At 36.6% G+C, this 18,890-nt stretch carries 17 protein-coding genes and 1 pseudogene; 12 read left to right on the top strand and 6 right to left on the bottom strand.

Annotated elements, in window-relative coordinates; genetic code table 11:
- The 10 genes and pseudogenes from flgK to AC0L7Q_RS11655 all read left to right on the top strand — a co-directional run bounded on the left by flgK (window position 1) and on the right by AC0L7Q_RS11655 (window position 12,330).
- The gene (gene flgK / locus AC0L7Q_RS11700) at window positions 1–2,007 is read left to right on the top strand and encodes a flagellar hook-associated protein FlgK (protein ID WP_413400637.1); all 2,007 of its coding nucleotides are present in this window, start codon (window positions 1–3) and stop codon (window positions 2,005–2,007) included.
- A gap of 2 nt (window positions 2,008–2,009) precedes the next feature.
- Window positions 2,010–3,269 carry a flagellar hook-associated protein FlgL gene (flgL, locus tag AC0L7Q_RS11695; RefSeq protein ID WP_413400636.1) on the top strand — a complete coding sequence of 420 codons (1,260 nt, stop codon included), beginning with the start codon at window positions 2,010–2,012 and terminating at the stop codon, window positions 3,267–3,269.
- A 273-nt stretch (window positions 3,270–3,542) separates the two neighbouring features.
- Window positions 3,543–3,953, top strand: a pseudogene (locus tag AC0L7Q_RS11690) (flagellin N-terminal helical domain-containing protein); the annotation flags it as partial.
- Between the two features lie 438 nt (window positions 3,954–4,391).
- Window positions 4,392–4,991 carry a flagellin gene (locus tag AC0L7Q_RS11685; protein ID WP_409425584.1) on the top strand — a complete coding sequence of 200 codons (600 nt, stop codon included), beginning with the start codon at window positions 4,392–4,394 and terminating at the stop codon, window positions 4,989–4,991.
- 261 nt (window positions 4,992–5,252) lie between these two features.
- Complete coding sequence (locus AC0L7Q_RS11680; RefSeq protein ID WP_409423662.1) at window positions 5,253–6,347, top strand: FG-GAP repeat domain-containing protein; 1,095 nt, start codon at window positions 5,253–5,255, stop codon at window positions 6,345–6,347.
- 549 nt (window positions 6,348–6,896) lie between these two features.
- On the top strand, window positions 6,897–8,363 hold the full coding sequence (locus AC0L7Q_RS11675; protein WP_413400634.1) for a flagellin: 1,467 nt from the start codon (window positions 6,897–6,899) through the stop codon (window positions 8,361–8,363).
- Between the two features lie 99 nt (window positions 8,364–8,462).
- Entirely contained in the window at window positions 8,463–8,849 is a 387-nt protein-coding gene (locus AC0L7Q_RS11670) for a flagellar protein FlaG (RefSeq protein WP_090494480.1), read from the top strand.
- Window positions 8,850–8,878: 29 nt separating this feature from the next.
- Window positions 8,879–10,303, top strand: a complete 1,425-nt coding sequence (gene fliD / locus AC0L7Q_RS11665; RefSeq protein ID WP_409423660.1) for a flagellar filament capping protein FliD — start codon at window positions 8,879–8,881, stop codon at window positions 10,301–10,303.
- Window positions 10,304–10,315: 12 nt separating this feature from the next.
- Window positions 10,316–11,098: a hypothetical protein gene (locus AC0L7Q_RS11660; RefSeq protein ID WP_409423659.1), complete on the top strand. Its 783-nt coding sequence runs from the start codon at window positions 10,316–10,318 to the stop codon at window positions 11,096–11,098.
- The gene (locus tag AC0L7Q_RS11655; protein WP_409423658.1) at window positions 11,053–12,330 is read left to right on the top strand and encodes a motility associated factor glycosyltransferase family protein; all 1,278 of its coding nucleotides are present in this window, start codon (window positions 11,053–11,055) and stop codon (window positions 12,328–12,330) included. The genes AC0L7Q_RS11660 and AC0L7Q_RS11655 overlap by 46 nt, the downstream gene beginning before the upstream one ends.
- A 25-nt stretch (window positions 12,331–12,355) precedes the next feature.
- On the opposite strand, the gene AC0L7Q_RS11650 is transcribed toward AC0L7Q_RS11655, so the two are convergent.
- Complete coding sequence (locus AC0L7Q_RS11650) at window positions 12,356–12,898, bottom strand: GNAT family N-acetyltransferase (RefSeq protein ID WP_409423657.1); 543 nt, start codon at window positions 12,896–12,898, stop codon at window positions 12,356–12,358.
- Between the two features lie 102 nt (window positions 12,899–13,000).
- Here AC0L7Q_RS11650 and AC0L7Q_RS11645 point away from each other — a divergent pair, with 102 nt between their 5' ends.
- Window positions 13,001–14,332, top strand: a complete 1,332-nt coding sequence (locus tag AC0L7Q_RS11645) for an NAD(P)-binding protein (RefSeq protein WP_409423656.1) — start codon at window positions 13,001–13,003, stop codon at window positions 14,330–14,332.
- Window positions 14,322–14,999 (top strand): class I SAM-dependent methyltransferase, encoded by a 678-nt coding sequence (locus AC0L7Q_RS11640; protein ID WP_409423655.1) that lies wholly within the window; start codon window positions 14,322–14,324, stop codon window positions 14,997–14,999. The genes AC0L7Q_RS11645 and AC0L7Q_RS11640 overlap by 11 nt, the downstream gene beginning before the upstream one ends.
- Here AC0L7Q_RS11640 and AC0L7Q_RS11635 read toward each other — a convergent pair.
- From AC0L7Q_RS11635 to AC0L7Q_RS11615, 5 genes are all read right to left on the bottom strand, one after another.
- Window positions 14,996–15,685: a WbqC family protein gene (locus tag AC0L7Q_RS11635; RefSeq protein WP_409423654.1), complete on the bottom strand. Its 690-nt coding sequence runs from the start codon at window positions 15,683–15,685 to the stop codon at window positions 14,996–14,998. The genes AC0L7Q_RS11640 and AC0L7Q_RS11635 overlap by 4 nt on opposite strands.
- Complete coding sequence (locus AC0L7Q_RS11630; RefSeq protein WP_409423653.1) at window positions 15,669–16,679, bottom strand: DegT/DnrJ/EryC1/StrS family aminotransferase; 1,011 nt, start codon at window positions 16,677–16,679, stop codon at window positions 15,669–15,671. Before AC0L7Q_RS11630 ends, AC0L7Q_RS11635 begins: the two co-directional genes overlap by 17 nt.
- A gap of 106 nt (window positions 16,680–16,785) precedes the next feature.
- On the bottom strand, window positions 16,786–17,124 hold the full coding sequence (locus tag AC0L7Q_RS11625) for an acyltransferase (protein ID WP_409423652.1): 339 nt from the start codon (window positions 17,122–17,124) through the stop codon (window positions 16,786–16,788).
- Complete coding sequence (locus AC0L7Q_RS11620) at window positions 17,117–18,178, bottom strand: N-acetylneuraminate synthase family protein (protein ID WP_409423651.1); 1,062 nt, start codon at window positions 18,176–18,178, stop codon at window positions 17,117–17,119. Before AC0L7Q_RS11620 ends, AC0L7Q_RS11625 begins: the two co-directional genes overlap by 8 nt.
- Window positions 18,175–18,867: a class I SAM-dependent methyltransferase gene (locus AC0L7Q_RS11615; RefSeq protein WP_409423650.1), complete on the bottom strand. Its 693-nt coding sequence runs from the start codon at window positions 18,865–18,867 to the stop codon at window positions 18,175–18,177. Before AC0L7Q_RS11615 ends, AC0L7Q_RS11620 begins: the two co-directional genes overlap by 4 nt.
- Between the last annotated feature and the right edge of the window lie 23 nt (window positions 18,868–18,890).

Below are 18,890 nucleotides of genomic sequence, written 5' to 3'. Positions count from 1 at the left end.
ATGTCGTTTAATTTATTAAACATTGCTAATTCAGGAATAAGAGCAAACTCTGAGTTATTGCAAACGACAAGTAAAAACATCGCAAATGTTAATACCGAAGGGTATGTACGTGAGCGCACCGAGTTTACCACCATGATTGATAATCAGGTAGGCCGTGGCCAAACGTACCGGTTATTGAATGAGTTTGCGCAAAAGCAATTAAACCGAGATACTTCAAATAAAAGCTTTTTTGATCAATTTGTTAGTGAAGCGAGTCGGGTTGATCAAATTTTTTCAGAAAAATCAAACAGCTTATCAACTAGTATCAACTCAATGTTTAATAACGTGCAAGAAGCTCTTAATCAACCTTCATCAACAGTTGCGCGTTCGTTGGTGATGAGTGATGCGCAAAACCTGATTGATCAAATGGATCGGCTTGCAGGTATCGTATCAGAGCAAAAAGCAGTGGTTAATGAGCAATTAGAGATTTTTTCAGAAGAGGCGAATACGTTAATCGAAAGTATTAGTTCGTTGAACCAAGAAATTGCGGGTGTTCATGGTACCAAAAACGAAGCTGATGCGAGCTCTGCTTATAATGAGCGTGATAAAGCAATACGTGATTTATCTGAGCTAATTGATATAGAAACACTTGATGGCCCTAATGGTGAAAAACAAGTGTTTATGGGCACAGGTGAAGCCGTTGTTATGCAAAATGGGTCATTTAACTTGTTTTCGATTAGTGGCGATCCTGATGCTAACTTTAAAGAGCTACGCTTAGATGTAAATGGCGGTAAGGCTGTGCCACTCGATATAGACCCTTCTAAACTCAAAGGTAAAATTGGCGGTTTATTAGCATTTAGAGACGATATTTTGGTGCCGGCACAAAATCAAATTGGCCAGATGGGTATTGCGCTTGCTGATTCGTTTAATCAGCAAAACCGTCTAGGTATGGATGCAAACGGTGAGCTCGGAGGGGATATTTTTGATATCCCAACGGTCAGTGCTTTTGTTTATCAAGCAAACACCGGAACAGCTAATATGTCAGCAACCGTTGAGGCAGGTAAAGGCAGTGATCTGCCAGCCAGTGATTTTGTGATCACCTATACGGGTAACCCTAACGAAGTAAGTATTCAGCCAATTGATAATAAAGGTGAACCTTTAGGTACAGCCTCTTTAGCAATTATCCCACCCAGTGGCATTATCGATTCAGCTGCTATTACCAGCGGAGAGGCGTTTGGCTTAGAGCTTAATATAACGGGAGCCGGTAATGCCGGTGACCAATTTCAGGTAAAACTTAATAGTGGCGCGGCTGGCAATATATCGTTGACAACAGGTCGAGGTGAGGACATTGCATTGGCCTCCCCAATTAGAACATCAGACGGCCTTGATAATACAGGTACAGGGACTATTTCACCGGGTAATGTTACCGATGTAACCACTGGCAGCTTTAGTAATCCTTTGGGTTTAGCAAATGGCCCTATTAGCATTGTTAAAACAGCCAATGCTAACGAATATCAACTTACTGATGGTAATGGCACAACTACGTTTACAGTTACACCGCCTGCTAACAATATACTCGCTCAAGCCGGTGCACCATACGATGGTTATGGTTTTGACTTTAATATTGAAGGCGTACCAGCAATGGGCGATACCTTTAATTTAGAATTTAATGAAGGCGGTTTTGATGATAACCGCAACGGCCAAAAACTTGCTGACTTACAGAATACCGATTTAGTACGTCAAAATGTAGTAGCGAGCGCATCAGCTGATAATCATAAAACATTGAATCAGGCCTATGCTGGATTAGTCACCGATGTTGGTGTGGTAACCAGTCAAGCAAAAACCAATGGTGCTGCATTTGATGCTTTAGCACAACAATCAGAAGCCTGGTACGAATCGTTGTCGGGCGTAAACTTAGATGAAGAGGCGGCTAATTTGCTGCGCTTCCAGCAATCCTATGCTGCTTCTGCACAAGTATTAACTGCAGCGAGAGCTATTTTTGACACCTTATTGAGTGCGGCGAGGTAATTATGCGTTTATCAAATAATTTAATGTATCAAAATAACATTAATAAAATACTTGAGAATCAACAAAATGTAGCTGGTGCGCAGGAGCGCGTTAATACAGGTCAAAAATATTTGAGTACCTCTGAAAACCCTGCTGCTATTTCGCAAGGTATGTTGTACACCAATAAAATAGAAACTAATGAGCAGCTGACGAAGAATATTAATCAGCTAAAAGGGCGTTTAGAAACCGAAGAAAGTTTATTGCAAGGTATGAACGACACTATTTTAGAAGCGCAAATGTTAACTATACGAGCGGGCAATGGTTCGTTAGATAAAGGTGATTTGGCTTCAGTTGCCAGTGAACTAAAAGAATTGCAAAAATCACTGCTTAATTTAATGAATAGTCAATCTGAAGGAGGGAAATACCTTTTCTCTGGCTATCAAGACGATATTCAAACTTATACATTTAATAGCACCAATGGCAAATACGAATATCAAGGCGATCAAGGCCAACACGAAGTGACGATCGCAAAAGGCGTTGAGATCAAATCAAGCGATAATGGCTTCAATGTATTTGAACGAGTTGATGCGCGACTCGATGTAGTTTCAAACGATGGAACGCCAACAGGCGGCATTACCGCTGGAACTGTTTATGTTGAAAACCAAGGCGAGTTTGACCGTTTTCATAAAGATAATTATAACTCAGACCCAGATCCGCTTATTTCTCCAACGATCAATACCTATAATATTAATGTGATCCCTGGGGCGACCCCTTCAGCGCCAGATCAATATGAAATATTACGTGATGGTAATCCTCTTGTACCACCCGTTACGGGTGAAGTAACCGATGAACCGATTGAATTTGCAGGTATGGAAATTCAACTTGAGGGGGCAGCACCAGGACAGCTTGATTTTACTCTTGAAAAACCAGGCAAAGAAAATGTACTTAATACGCTAGAAGGTTTGATCATTAGCCTAAATGACGAACAACTTGATGAAACGCAAATTAACCAAGCATTATCTGATGGTTTAATTCAGCTTAAAAATGCTAGTGAGCAAATTGTGTTTACTCAGGCTGGTTTAGGTGGGCGTATGAATGTAGTTGAGCGTGTTACCGACTCAAACAGTGCTCTAGATATTAATAATCAAGAAAACAGATCTAGCCTAATTGAGATTGATGCCGCTGAAGCCATCAGCGATCTCACTAAACATGAGTCTGGTTTACAGGCTTCACAAGCGACTTTTGGTCGCTTGGCTAAACTTTCATTATTTGATTATTTATAAATACCATCCAAGGCAGGTTATTACTATACGAGAAAAGTAGGTAATAACTTGCCTTAACGAAGCGGCAAAAAACTGTCACCCCCTTTTTTCTCCTGTCAAAAAAATGCTAACCTCTGATTTTAAGTGTCAATAAACGCTATTTATTATTATAAAACAGTCGCTTAACTATTTTTTGTTAGTTGGCACAACTAATGCATTCAACTGGTTATAGAAAGTGTGGTTTTTGCTTAAATATTTTGAACCACATTCTGATTGAAACTAGGAGATGGTAAAATGGCTTTAAGCGTAAATACAAATGTTGCATCACTTAATGGGCAACGCAATCTATCTAAATCTAGCATGGCACTTGAAACTTCAATGCAGAGACTATCATCTGGTTTGCGCATTAATAGCGCAAAAGACGATGCTGCAGGTTTACAAATTGCCAACCGACTAACGTCTCAGGTAAATGGTCTAACAGTAGCTCAGCGTAATGCCAATGATGGTATTTCTATGGCGCAAACTGCTGAAGGCGCGATGCAAGAGTCAGCAAACATTTTACAACGTATGCGTGACTTATCACTGCAATCAGCCAATGGGTCAAACAGTGCTGTTGACCGTGCATCTCTTCAAAAAGAAGTCGCAGCCTTGCAACAAGAGCTTACTCGAATTGCAGACACCACCAAATTTGGTGGAACCAGCTTACTTGACGGTACATTTGGTACAAAACAATTCCAAGTGGGCGCAAATGCGAATGAAACCATTAATGTAAGCTTACGTAATGTAGCAGCAGACTCAATTGGTGCACATGAAATTAAAGGGCCAGGCAACGCTGCAGATGCAAATACTAGGCTTGGCGATGTACAAACTGTTAACTTAGCAACCAACCATGGTACAAGTGCGGACACGGTTAATATTAATGGTACAGATATTGTTATTGCTGGTGGTTCTGGTGCTGCTGTTATTGCAGATACTATCAACAAGTCAGGCGCTGGTGTGGTAGCAGAAGCAAAAATTGTCACTACTTTCTCGAATATTACATCTGACAGTAAAGGCGTCATCGAAATTAAGAAAAATGGCGTGGTTGAAAAGTCATTTGACTTAGGTAATTATGGTGGTGAAAAAGAACGCTTGACTACCGATATGCAACAAGCTGGTTATGATGCTATTTACGACCCTGCAACTGAAGAAATTTCTTTTAAAGCAACTGATGTTGATGGTATTGATATTACAGGTACTGAGGTAGGTGATTTTACTTTAGGTGGATCAGCAGTAAAAAGTACTGCTAACTCATTTAGCGTGTCTGCAGAGCTAAACTTATCGTCGTCAAATAAAATAGGTATTTCAGGGACTACTGCGAATGAATTGTTTGGTACAGGGGCTGCTGCAATACAATCATCAGGCGGTACTAGTTCATTAACAAGTATTGAAAGTGTTGATATTTCTGGCGCGACTTCTGATGGTGCGCAAGACGCTATTAAAGCAATCGATGCTGCTCTTGCGCAAATTGATGCACAGCGAGCTGACTTAGGTGCGGTACAAAACCGTTTTGGTTTTACTATTGCTAACCTTGCTAACGTATCTGAAAACGTGTCTGCTTCGCGTAGTCGTATTCAAGATACCGATTATGCGCTTGAAACCGCAACCCTAACTAAAAACCAAATTATGCAACAAGCAGGTACTACTATTTTGTCACAAGCAAATCAGTTGCCACAGGCAGCATTGAGCTTACTTGGTGGTTAAATAGCGTTTTACAATAAAAATTAATCATATAGCGCACCTACTTAGGTGCGTTTTTTGTAACTTAAAAGATGGTGCATCAAAAGCATTAAATTTAACAAGCATAACCGCAATTAAACTTCAATATTTTTACCACTTACTTGAATTGCGCTATACAGATTGCACTTTATCTTTTGTACCTTTTTCGTTAACAAATTGCTTGCTCTTTAAATAGTAATATTTTATAATTTAATTTCAATTATCTAGGATAAAGGAATTACCATAATGAATAGTAAGCTTAGTATACTTTGCGCAACAGTCTCTTTAGCTTTAACAAGCTTTAGCGCTGTAAGCGGTACGGGGTTTTTTGTTGATTCAAGTCAAAAATTAGGCACTGGAAGCGCATTCTCGTTAGCAATAAATGATATAGATAACGATGGCGACTTAGATATTATTATAGGCATCACCTATCGCCGTGGTGTTAAAGTATTTCTTAACGATGGTCTCGGTAAATTTACCGAATCTGAGCAAGTGATTGCTGATAACAAAAGAATATTCTCTGTAAAGCTTGCTGACTTCAATGGAAATGGTTATTCAGATTTAGCAATTGGAATTCCAAATGGTCCAAATGAAATATATTTCAATGATGGAACTGGAGTTTTTAATGACTCAGGGCAATTGTTAGGTAATAACGATACTAATGCGCTTGCTGTTGGCGACATCGATAATGATGGTGATATTGATTTAGTTACAGGAAATGTTGGAGATCCTAATTATGTTTACAAGAATAATGGGATGGGTATATTTAATAGCTCCTTTATATTAAAGGAGCCAAGAATGAAGGGAAATACACGTACGCAAGCTATTGCTGTTGGAGATTTTAACGGTGACGGTATGTTAGACATTTATGCAGGTAACATGAATGAAGACACTGTGTATATGAGTGATGAACGTGGGCGGCTTAGAACGGTTGAAAAAACGGCTGGTAACTATCATGCTCCAGGAGTTGCTGTTGGTAATGTCAATAATGATTCATACCAAGATGTTGTAACTGCAGGCTGGCTAACGTACAACAGAGTTCGAAAAGGCTCTGAGCTAACAGTAAGCCGTAATGTTGGTAAAAGTAATGATTACACTTGGGCAGTTGCTCTTGGAGATATAAACGGTGATGGTTTTGATGATTTAGTTGAAGCTAATGCTCTTAGTAATGCAGATAAAGTGTATATAAATGATGGTTCGGGTACTTTTTATGACAGTCGTCAATCGCTAGGTAATAATAGTAGTAGGGCTGTAGCTCTTGCTGATTTAGATGGTGATGGCGATCTTGATATTGTTATAGCCCACCAAGACGCTCCCGCTTCGATATATTTTAATAACTAAGCTAGTTAAATATTACGAAATAAAATGGAAACTAATTTAGCAAGTCATTAGCTATGTCAATAATATCTATCACTTTGCTAAGCTTTTTTAAATTAGCTACGTGCTATATTTCATGAGAGGCCGGTTGTTCGTCAATTGATGTCAACCGGTTCATATTGCGTTTATTGTTTAAATACTACAAACCAGAACGGTCAACCTAACGCTTTCTTCTACCCAGTATAAGTCATCATCTGTAAATTACTTAAACAGAGGTATTACCCTACAAACCTTTGCAGAAAATAAGCCACTTAAAACCATAATATAAAATAATTGCTATAGGCGTAACTTGCCCTTAAACGCTGATCCAACATTTACTTTTAAAATATAATTATTTAAAAAAACATGGATTTATAAAATAATTATAAAAAAACATACTTTTTTAAAAAAAGCTAAAGGTAATTTTATAACGGCCGTTAACTTAATTAGAACGGAGCTTGAACAGATTTTTATTGTGATGGCTCTTGGTTAAAATCAATTAGTTACATTACGAAAGTAATCAGGAGTTATAACATGGCTTTATCAGTAAATACTAACGTTGCATCAATAAATGCACAAAGAAACTTATCAAAATCTAGCGATGCATTAGGCACATCAATGCAACGTCTTTCATCTGGTATGAAAATTAATAGCGCGAAAGATGATGCGGCAGGTCTTCAAATTGCTAACCGTTTATCTTCACAAATTAACGGTTTGGGTGTTGCTCAGCGTAATGCTAATGACGGTATCTCAATGTCGCAAACCGCTGAGGGTGCGATGACAGAGTCATCAAACATTCTACAACGTATGCGTGACTTAGCACTACAATCAGCGAATGGTTCAAATGATGCAGAGGCGCGTGCGGCTCTTCAAAAAGAAGTAGGCGCATTACAACAAGAATTAACGCGTATCGCAGAAACAACTAAATTTGGTGGAACTAGCTTACTAGATGGTTCATTTGGTACTAAGCAGTTCCAAGTCGGTTCAAACGCTAATGAAACAATCAATGTAAGCCTTCGCGATGTATCAGCTGATGCAATTGGTGCGAATGTTATTACTGGTGGAGGTACGGCTGGTGGTACGGTAAGTTTAGGTGCAGCGATGACAGGTTCGCTTGCAGATAACCATAACACGACGGCTGACACATTAAATATTAATGGTGAAAGCATTGCAGTTACCGGTGGTCAAGGTGCTGCTGATATAGCAAAAACAATCAATGCGTCAAATGCTGGTGTGGTTGCAACTGCAAACCTTGAAACAGAAATAGTAGGTATTGATTCAGGCGCTAAAGCGGTATTGCAAATTGGTGATGATAAATATGACTTAGGTACCTACGGTGGTGACATGGAGCGTCTAGCTAAAGATATGCAGGCAGACGGTTACGATGCTATTTATACTAAAGTTGAAGGTGGTGATGATAAAATCGCTCTTAAAGCAACTGGTGTAAATGGTATTGATGTTTCGACTGCTGCGGCTACAGCTGGCTCAGGTTCATTTACAGTTGGCGGTAAAGCCGTAACATCTGCAGCAGCAAATTTAGCGGTAAGTGTTGCGTCTGAGTTGAACTTAAGTTCAGCAAATAAAATAGGTATTTCAGGCAAAACAGCTAATGAACTATTTGGGTATGCGGGTACAACAGCTGGGACTGCAATTACATCAACGGGTGGGACAAGTGCTTTAGTAAGTGTTGAAGATGTAGATATCTCAGGCGCAACGTCTAAAGGTGCACAAGATGCAATACAAACTATTGATGCAGCCCTAGCGCAGATTGATGCTCAACGTGCTGATTTAGGTGCTGCCCAAAATCGCTTTGGCTTTACTATAGCCAACCTTGCAAACGTATCAGAAAACGTATCGGCTTCTAAAAGCCGTATAGAAGATACCGATTACGCTGCAGAAACTGCTAAACTGACTAAAAACCAGATTATGCAACAGGCTGGTACAACAATCTTAGCTCAGTCTAACCAGTTACCACAGGCAGCACTTAGCTTATTAGGTTAATTTAACAATAAGCTCTATACTTTAACTACTAAGGAAGGGGCAACCCTTCCTTTCTTGTATAGGTATAAAGCTTTTATCGCTTTATAGTAGGAGCGAATTATGGAAACGCAAAATTTAAATCTAAATATCAGCTCAGCGCAAAAAGGTGAGGTTACCTCAAGTTATCAAGCCCCATCTCAAGTTAAGCAAAATGTTGATGAGCAGAAGAATACAACCACTCCTGCTGCTGCAAGTAATAATGAAGTCTCTAAAACTGAATTGTCACCTGAAAAGCTAGAAAAGGTGGTACAGCAATTGCAGGACTTTATGGGTGAAATGAACCGCAGTCTTCAGTTTAAAGTAGATGAAGATTCTGGCCGTAATGTAATCAAGGTTATCGACAAAGAGAGCGGCGACTTGGTTAAGCAATATCCGTCAGAAGAAGTATTAGGTATAGTGGCTAAATTAGCAGAAGCCACGGGTGTATTGGTTGATTTTAAAGTTTAGTTTTTCAGTAATTTAAGAGGGTAACAATTATGGCTATTTCATTTACAGGTATAGGTTCAGGACTTCAAGTAAACGAAATTGTAAGTGCTTTAGTCAATGCTGAAAAATCCCCTTATCAAGCTCGAGTAACAAAACAGCAAGCTAATTTCACCACTGATATATCTGCTGTAGGCACGCTAAAAGCGTCTTTAGAGGAGCTAAATGGCTCATTAGAGTCACTAGCCTCTGTTGAGGAGTTTCAAAAGAGAACAATTAGTGGTAGTGATGAATTTGTTACTTTAAGTTCTGAGAAAAATGCGCAAACCAATAATTACTCAATTAAAGTTAATAGTTTGGCTGAAAACCATAAGCTAACATCAGATGCTGTAGCTGGCGATGAAGCGGTGGGTGAGGGTAAGCTAACGATCAGCTCTGGTTCTAACAGTTTTGATATTACAGTGTCAGACACCGCAAAACTTGCCGATATTCGTGATGCGATTAATGATTCAGTTGATAATGACTCTGTAAACGCCACCATTATCACTGATGACATCGGTCAGCGATTAGTATTGTCGAGTAAAGAAACCGGAGCAGAAAATGCAATAAAAATTGTTGTCGATGATGTCTCTGATGGCAATAATACAGATACTTTAGGTTTATCTCGTTTGGCGTATGATAGCGATACGGCATCAACAACTTACGCTGAAAATTTAAATGAGGTAACTGCAGCAACCGATGCTTCTATCACCATAGATGGAACGCTTGTGGCCTCAAGCAGTACCAATGAGTTTAAAGATGTTATTGAAGGTGTCACCATTAATGCAAAAAAAATGCATGGCACTGACGATGATTTAAGTAAAGCTGTTATAACTGAAAATAATAACAATATTACAGCTGGCTTGAACTCATTTGTTGACAAATTTAATGCCTTTATTGATTTATCAAAACAGCTGGGACGCTCAAGTGCTGAAGAGGGCGTAGGGGCACTTGCTGGTGACTCCTTATTAAGAGGGTCTGTTAATCAGGTACGCTCATTGTTAACCTCAGAATTTAGCACGGGAAATGGCAATACTGATTTTTTAGCCAATTTTGGCATCAGAACAGAGCGATCAGGAAAATTAAGTATTGATTCTGACGCATTAAAAGCTGCGATAGAAAAGGATCCTCAAGCCTTACAAACCTTTTTTGTCGGTGAAAATGACGGTGATGGTTTTGTTGGCCAGTTAGACACTGTTATTAAAGGTTATACGGCTTCTGATGGTATTATTAGTTCACGTATTGAAGGGCGTGAATCACAGCTTTCTAAACTAGAAACTGATGTGGAAAAATTTAATATTCGTATGGCTAAATATGAAGAGCGGTTATATAGCCAATATAATGCAATGGATTTATTAGTGGCTAATTTAAATTCAACAGGCAGTTATTTACAACAACAACTAGCTAACCTTCCTGGGGTGGTTAAAAAATCAAGTTAAGCGGAGTGAAATTTGGACGCTAATCAACAAGAATTAACAAAAATGATGTTGCAAGCAACCCTGCTTGCTAATCTTGCTATTTTAAAAGAGCAAATGCCTGCTATTTATGATGTATTTAAAGATTACACGCCAAGCGATACTGGAGTTGCTATTGATGAGGCAAGTAATATAAACCTTTACAATAAAGATAAATTTGTATACCAAGAAAACCCAAAAGACTTTGCACATAAACAAGTGGCTGAGTTTTTAACTGAGCCGCTTTACTTTAAATTTATAATACAACATCAAGATGACGACAGTATTGTCTTTGAACATGCAGCGCTTTTAAAATCAATTTACAACGTACGAACAGCTGAAACAGATAATAAAATTAACAATCCAGCAGAGGAAAAACGCCTAGATTTTGTGTGTGTTTTAGGGGGAGGATTAGGCTACCAAATTGAAGAATTATTTAATAAAAAAGATGTGCTAAACGTGCTCTTATTTGAGCCGAGTAAAGATACTTTCTATGCACTTTTACATTGTATCGAGTTAAAGCCACTATTTGATAAATGCACAGCTAATGGCGGGCAGTTTTCAATACGAGTGGGTGGCAGTGAGGACGGTGTAATTAACGAAATCTCTAAGATTTTATTTGAAAACGGACACTTTAATATCAGTCAGGTACTGTTTTTAAAGCATTATGATAGCCCATTAATGGAAAGGGCGGTTGAACGTATTAGAGGTATTGGACATCGCTGGGCCGCGGGGTGGGGATTTTTGAAGATGAAATTATTGGTGTATCCCATACCTTAGCTAATCTAAAAGCAAAATTTCCAGTGTTGAAAAAGCCTGAATTAGTAAAAAACACTTTGCGTGATCATCCTGTATATATTGTTGCTAATGGACCGTCCTTGGACTCCGCAATTGAGTTTTTAAAAACCAATCAAAATAACATCATCATAATTTCTTGTGGTACCGCATTAAGAGCTTTGCTTAGTAATAATATTAAACCTGATATTCACATTGAAATGGAGCGAACTGCAGGTTTGCTAGAGTGGATTGAGTCGATTAATCGTACTTCTGGATTAACAACTAAACTTGATGAAATAAATATTATTGCACTGAACACCGTATACGATAATATTTTAAAACGTTTTAGAAGTGCATATTTGTTATCAAAGGTAAATGATGCAGGCGGTCGCCTTATTCGAGCATTAGATACAAAAAAACAGTTTACTTACCCAGATTATAGTAATCCTACAGTATCAAATACAGCACTTGCTACAGCTATTGAATTAGGGTTTGAGGATGTATATTTAGTTGGTATTGACTTGGGCTTTGAATCTAAAGAGCATCACCATTCCAAACACAGCATATATTTTGATAATGATTTTAAGCATAAAAAAGTAGTTGAAAAAGGTATTGAAGATGCATTTGTTGTTAAAGGTAACTTTACCGAAGAGGTTTTTACAACACCTATATTTGACTCATCAAAAGGTAATTTAGAATTATTGCTCCAAAAAAACTTGAATGTTAAAGTATTTAACACAGCGAATGGTGCTTTTATTAGATACACAGAGCCTAAACATATAAAAGATATTAATGACATAAAAGCTATCGCTAATAAGCAAGATAAAATAGCTTCCTTATTAAATAAAGCGACATCTTTGGAGCAACTATCGCCATATAATATTGAATCGAAAATGGATGCGATAAAAAGTAAAACTAAATATGCTTTAGAGCAATTATTGGCTTATACATCAGTGAGCTTTAACTCAAGAGAGGAGCTTGCAGATATATTCAACATTCAAAATAAGTCATTGTTAACCTTAAAAAATGGAAACGCTGACGATATCGTAGTGTATTGGCTAATTCAGGGCTCTTTTAGGTACTTTCAAGCATATATAATGACAAGTAGTTACTACTATAGTGATTTAGAAAAGCGTGCAGGGTTCATAAATGCATGCGTTGATGCCTTTAATGAGCATATGAAGGGTATTTACCTAGAATTTATTGAAAATTATAATAAACCATCAAAAATTTGATTCTTAAAACTTAACGTTTATAAATTTAGACGTTAAGTTTTTTATTTTCTATCGAGACATATACCAAATCACTATATTTATCTTGAAATAAAAAATGATTTTTTCTAATCCCATCTTTTTTATAACCAGCTTTGATAAAAGCCTTGGTACTAGCTGTATTTTCTGCATACGCTCCAGCACTTATTTTATAAAGGTCTAACTGCTCAAACGCAAATTTGGTAATTGTATTGATTGCTTCGACTGCAACCCCTTTACCCCAAAAGTTAGTATCACCAATAAACAAGCTGATATCGCCTATTTTGTGGTTATTATTGATAGGCCCGAGTTTTATATTACCTATGTGCTCACTTTCTTCAATAGTTCTTATTGCAAATAAATATTCGTTGTTGGTATTTAAAGATTTCTGAATGTAATCACTGATTGACTCAATTGACTGAGTTTCAAACCTTGTTTCCAAAAACTGATTTACTTGAGGGTTATTGAGCCAAGATAAATAATTAAGGCTAACATCTTCTAAAGTTAATGAACTTAAATAAATTAATTGATTATTATCGTTAGTTAATTTCATAGGGTTTCTCTGCATATTACTTTTCTAAAGTGCTATATTTTTATAGTAAAATACTGTTTTATGTTAATTTAGAGTATACATTGATTTTAAGGAATTGAGCTAATGAAGTGGATCATTATTGGTGGCGGGTTCAAAGGAATTATTACTGCGGTAATACTTTTAAAATATAATCAAGAAGTCACTATAATCGAATCTGGTTCGGCTTTAGGAGGTCATTTAAAAGGGATAAAATGGAATGGATATAATTTAGATTTGGGGTGCCAAATATTCGACAATAGCAACAGTGATATTACGCGCTTTTTATTCGATATATTAGGTAGTAATGTTAAGCCTATCGATGTTTTATATGCGGGTGTGACAAATAATCATTGGAGTAAGAACTACACGGTACCTGATTTATCTCATGAAGAGAGTTTAAAGGCTCAAATAAGTGATGAGATTAAAAATTTAAAGTCTCTACCGTTACAAGAGTCAGAAACGCTAAAAGAGTATTTACATCATAGATTTGGGAAAACCGCTGGAGAATTACTTTGCAAAGCAGCAGATAAAAAGTTAGGTATTGATCCTAATCTATTATCCTCACAGGCAAAGGATATATTGTTTTTTGAGCGGGTTAAAGTTTTTAACGAAGATATATCAATCAGCTTAAAAGAAGACCCATTTTATGATGAACGGCTTGCTGTTTTTAGCCATTCAGACCCTATGAAGTACTATTCTGAGGCTGCAAAGGACTATAATTATAGAAACTTTTATCCGAAAGTGGGTGGAATGTCTAGTTTTAGCGAGCAGGCAGAAGATTTTTTAATCAGAAATGGTGTGGAGATAATCTATTCAGATGAGATAGATTCCGTTTTAGATAACTCACTTGTGACCAAAAAAGGTTTAACATTATCTTTTGAACGATTAGTGTGGTCTGCAGATGTTGCTTCTTTAGAAAACAAATTGCTCGCCCGAGATGTCATCCATGATTATGTTTATTCTTTACCTATGGTACTAGTATATTTTGAGGTACCAGTTAAAAACTTAGGCCCTTATACTTACATTCATAATCATAGTACGGATACTTATATTTTTAGAGCTTCAACAGCGGGCCTTTATAGCGGCCAAATAATCAATGACAAAACATATATTTGCTGTGAAATCCCTACATCATTAGGTTCGGCTATATGGGATAACCCCGAATTGTATCTTGAGAGTATTTGGCAAGAAGTTTGTGATCTTAATGTGTGTAGTGGAGAATTACCTGAAATCTTTAAAGTTTTAAAAGCACCTAAAACATTCAACCTTCCATTAATTGGTTACAGTCCAGTTTATGAGCAACTTAAAATAGACTTAAGTAATAAAATGCCTAATTTATTTTTTATTGATCCGTTAAAAACATCACTAACGGATATATCAGATACTATATTAAAGGAATTAAAGTATGACTGCTGATAATAGATTTTGGAATAGCGTATATCAAGATGGGCAAGAAAACCGTTATCCATGGGATTATATAGTGAGTTTTGTTTATAATTTCAAACCCAATATAGAAGCTAGTAAAACGAATATATTAGAGTTAGGTTGCGGTACAGCCTGTAACCTCTGGTTTTGTGCTAGGGAAGGATTTAATGTTTATGGCCTTGACTACTCATCACATGCAATTCAAAAGTGTGAAGAGCGATTTCAAGCAGAAAACCTTACTGGAGAGTTCAGGTGTGGGGATTTTACTAAAATACCTTGGACAGATTCGACCTTTCATCTAGTTTTGGACAGGGGATCTCTAACATGTGCGAGCTTTACTGAGATTACAAATGCATTTGATGATATTTTTCGAGCTTTAAAACCTGGTGGTCGTTTTATTTTTTCACCTTATGCTCGAACACATACAAGCGCTTTGAGTGGAATTTACAATGAAGAAACACGGTTAGTTAGTAATATTGACGCAGGAAGTTTGCAGGGAATTGAACAAATCTGTTTTTTTGATGAGAAACAAATTTACGAAGTTATAGGCAATAAATGGAATATTCTTGATATTGAATTACTAACCAAAGAAAAACTGCACGAAAATATGAAGTCTATCCATGCAGAATATCACGTAGTATTAGAAAAGCCTCACTAGGTATTATTAGATAATATAGCAAGGCTGTTATCACCATGATTCATTATCAGATCTAATATACTTAGGTTAGAATTAAAAACTTTACTTAACTGGGTGTAGTTTGGGTGATTATAATCATGGAAAGAAACTGAGATATTGTTTTCATAAAATTTTTCTAGTTCAATATAATCTCTTCCATAAGGCCCTGAAATATAATGAAATGCGTTGGTTTTGATACAAATTTCAAGTATTAAGTCTGATTTAGACTCTTTTAGATCAAGAGATGAACTAAATAATATTGGGGTTTTGATACGAAGAGCGTTCAAGAAAAATGTTAGCTGGTCTTTAAGCAAATCATTAAGCTTGGTATATTTCTTTCTATAGATAAGTTCCAATTCGTCTTTATATTTACAGAAAAATGGCGCTTTACTGTAGCTAAGCAAAATTGTTTTCCAGTGTTTTTTCTGCCACTGAATAATCTGATCGATTTCAATAGTATTTATTTCAAGATTACCGAATTTCCCCTTTGTAGACACTGGAACGGTTAATAAAATCGGATTATTAACGCTGTTTATTTTGTTGCGATTTACCATTGAGTTTTTTTCAAACTGGACATGATCTAAAACTACGTGGAGATCACTTTTCTCAATTCTATCGAAGTAACCTAGCCATGGCAGGTAAGCTGGCTGATTAATAGATATTTTCATTAAACTCTCCGATAACACTCGCAATTTTACAAGCATCGTTTTTTGATAGTGTTGGGTATAAAGGAATGGAAACAGTTGAATTACTCAGTTTTATTGCGTTACTGGTCGTTTTACTTAGCAGCTCCCACTCTTCTATAGGCACAATTGCACCTATTTTATTATTATGTAGGTGTTTTATTAGTTTACTTGCATCAGGCGTTTTTACAACGGCTCTATAGCGTACACTTCCTTTATTTGGGGATTCAATTAAATTTAAGCCCATGGAATGATATATATCCCAAATTTCATTTCTTTTTTGTAAAAACTCAGGAAATTCTTCAAGTTGTGCTAGTCCAACTGCAGCTTGTATTTCTGTTATTGAAAAGTTGAAACGAAATGAAGCATCTTTACGCATATCAAAGTTTATAAAATCTCTTGAAAAGTCTATTAAATCTTTATTCTTAGAAACTAACATTCCACCTTGGCCGCCAGAGGTAATTAGTTTAGTTGCATAGAAAGATAAAATACCTATATCTCCTATTGTACCCAGACTTTTATCCCTAAATTTTGCGCCTAGAGACTGAGCGCAATCCTCTATTATGCTGCCTTTAAAATCTGGAAGAGGGTTCGAAATTCCAAATAAATAGGGATTTATAAGTATATCGCTTTGGCTGTCTGTTAATTCTTTTTGATCAATCTTTAACGAGTCACCTTCAATATCACAAACATGAACTAGGCTATTACTTAAGATGCATGCGTTTCTTAGTGAGCTGCACACAAATGACGGTATAGCTACTTTTTTATTTTGTGCATCAAGTGCCTGTAATGCGATAAATAGTGCAGCAGAGCCACTTGTAACCGCAACGGCATGTCCATTTGGTAGCCCTAATAAATCACAAATTCCATTTTCAAATCTCTCTGTATATGAGCCATTAGAAAGTTGACGAGAATCGAGTGCGTCATTGACGTAGCATTTTTCATTTTTACTGAACGATAATTTATTATGAGGGATCATACGATTTTTAGTTTGTCTTTATAATAGTATTCTTTAACCGTCATAGGATTACCAATTATTAATGAGTATGGAGGATATTCTCCAGGTTCAACAATAGTTCCTGCAGCTATAACACTATGATGACCCACGATGGCCCCCCTTTAATAACGCAATGAGAGCCAATAAAAACATTGTTACCTATTTCTATTGGTTTTCTTTCTATTTCTTTCTCGATTCCAATACAAAGTTTATGTGAGTCAGCCGAGTTAATTGATACAAATGAGGCAATATCACAATTATCACCAATCTTAACCTTTGTTTTGGTTGCATTAACTTCAGAAAATCCTCCGATATATACATTTTTACCAATAATTGGCTCGCCATTTATCCATGTTAAAGGGTGGAACTTGTTTCTTTTTATATGAGTATGCTCAGAAAAAAGTTTAGCGAACATTTTTTTAAACATTACTAAAGTCTCCAAATTCAATAAGTTCTGTTTTTAGTATATTTTTAGTCGCTTTAAGACCCACTATCTTATCAAAAGTGGATGGAGGCAAGCCGTTACCAGGGCGTCTCAATCCGATATTATCTATTGTTAGTAATTCGCCATTTTTAATATCTTTTAATGCAACAACTGAACGCCTAGCAAGACTTTTCATTTCTTGCTCTGATTTGGTTGGTGCAACTAATGAACTTCCCAGCATTATATGAGCTGTACGGATTGATTGGCACCAATGCTCCAAGCTTTCTGGGTTTTCCGAAAACCAATGGTCTGGACCTGGGTAGTCATTGTCTAATGTAAAGTGCTTTTCAAATACCACTGCACCAAATGCAACCGCCAAAGAAGAAGCTAATGGCCCCTGAGTATGATCAGAAAACCCTTTAATGATATTTGGAAAAGCACTTTCTAAAGTATGTAATTTATTTAAGTTTACATCATTTGGTGGTGTTGGATATTGTGAAGTACATAGACATAGAATGACTTTAACAGAAGGATCATGAATGGCATCAATTGCCTCTAGTGCATAGTATACATCTGCTAAATTAGCCATCCCACATGATAAAATCATTGGAAGGTTTGCTTTTTTATATTCTTTAAGTAAAGGTATGTTTGTAAAATCATCTGAACCAACCTTTATCGCATTAATACCAATTGACAGAAGTAGCTCTAAATCACTAACGTTTTGTGGTGTTGAAAGAAAGCAAATTGAGTTTTCATCACAGTATTTTTTAAGCTCTTGCCATTGCTCTTTGGTGAATTCATAGCGGCTAAACATACTCAGCATGGACTCAGTAACTTCTTTACCTTGAGAAGTGTACGTAAACATTTGCTGTGGATCTCCACAAAACTCAGATGCTTTAAATGTTTGAAATTTTACTGCATCGCATCCAGCTCCTTTGGCTGCAAGTATCATTTTTTTTGCTATGTTTATATCACCGTTATGATTTATACCAGCTTCAGCTATTATGAAAGGGTCACCTGCTTTAAAAATGTTTTTTTTGCCAATCTTAATTGTCATATTTGAACCTTTTTGATTATAACTCGCCACTCAGCTTGAATGTTATTAGCTGGTTGTTTCAAATCAGTTGACTCAACCAAATTTAATTGAATGATTTCCCACTTCGGGCTTTGGAATAAATCGCTGATATCACTAAATGTTAAAAAACTTACCTGGCCTACATTGGTAAGAGTACCTGCCATTATATTTTCAATTGTTTCGCTTTTTTTATTATAGATTCCATTAGAAGCGCTTGAATGAGAATCAGCGAAAGCACAAAACAAAAATAGCCCTTCATTTTTTAATACTCTGTAAATTTCATCCACCGCTTTGTATATACTCGATCGGTCGGTATGTGTAATAGCGCATCTATCAATTGCAAAATTGAAAAAACAACTCTCATAAGGAAGCTCAATAAAGTTTCCAACGTCAAAGTTACCTAGTAGTTTCTCTTGCTTGAATCTATGTTTTGCAAAATTTATGGCACTAGTACTTGCATCTATTCCAGATACATTGAATCCCTCTCTGGCAGCAAACCATAGGTTATTACCAGCACCGCATCCAACCTCAATCACATTTTGCTGACTTCTTGGGATATTTCTAAGTTGTTTATTAAATAAAAACGATACAACGGCATCAAAAGGGTAGAGATTTAAATGATTCCCTTTTGAATAGATATCTTCCCATATTGAATCAAAAGAACTGGACATATGTTTTCAACTTATTTAAATTT

This window comes from Pseudoalteromonas sp. KJ63-1 (assembly GCF_055808145.1).
Note: the sequence above shows the minus strand (reverse complement) of the source record. Positions and strands in the feature narration are given on the sequence as shown.

Coding starts and splice junctions, on each gene's coding strand:
- flgK (WP_413400637.1), top strand. CDS start 1: ATGTCGTTTAATTTATTAAACATTGCTAATTCAGGAATAAGAGCAAAC.
- flgL (WP_413400636.1), top strand. CDS start 2,010: ATGCGTTTATCAAATAATTTAATGTATCAAAATAACATTAATAAAATA.
- AC0L7Q_RS11685 (WP_409425584.1), top strand. CDS start 4,392: ATGCAACAAGCTGGTTATGATGCTATTTACGACCCTGCAACTGAAGAA.
- AC0L7Q_RS11680 (WP_409423662.1), top strand. CDS start 5,253: ATGAATAGTAAGCTTAGTATACTTTGCGCAACAGTCTCTTTAGCTTTA.
- AC0L7Q_RS11675 (WP_413400634.1), top strand. CDS start 6,897: ATGGCTTTATCAGTAAATACTAACGTTGCATCAATAAATGCACAAAGA.
- AC0L7Q_RS11670 (WP_090494480.1), top strand. CDS start 8,463: ATGGAAACGCAAAATTTAAATCTAAATATCAGCTCAGCGCAAAAAGGT.
- fliD (WP_409423660.1), top strand. CDS start 8,879: ATGGCTATTTCATTTACAGGTATAGGTTCAGGACTTCAAGTAAACGAA.
- AC0L7Q_RS11650 (WP_409423657.1), bottom strand. CDS start 12,898: ATGAAATTAACTAACGATAATAATCAATTAATTTATTTAAGTTCATTA.
- AC0L7Q_RS11645 (WP_409423656.1), top strand. CDS start 13,001: ATGAAGTGGATCATTATTGGTGGCGGGTTCAAAGGAATTATTACTGCG.
- AC0L7Q_RS11640 (WP_409423655.1), top strand. CDS start 14,322: ATGACTGCTGATAATAGATTTTGGAATAGCGTATATCAAGATGGGCAA.
- AC0L7Q_RS11635 (WP_409423654.1), bottom strand. CDS start 15,685: ATGAAAATATCTATTAATCAGCCAGCTTACCTGCCATGGCTAGGTTAC.
- AC0L7Q_RS11630 (WP_409423653.1), bottom strand. CDS start 16,679: ATGATCCCTCATAATAAATTATCGTTCAGTAAAAATGAAAAATGCTAC.
- AC0L7Q_RS11625 (WP_409423652.1), bottom strand. CDS start 17,124: ATGTTTAAAAAAATGTTCGCTAAACTTTTTTCTGAGCATACTCATATA.
- AC0L7Q_RS11620 (WP_409423651.1), bottom strand. CDS start 18,178: ATGACAATTAAGATTGGCAAAAAAAACATTTTTAAAGCAGGTGACCCT.
- AC0L7Q_RS11615 (WP_409423650.1), bottom strand. CDS start 18,867: ATGTCCAGTTCTTTTGATTCAATATGGGAAGATATCTATTCAAAAGGG.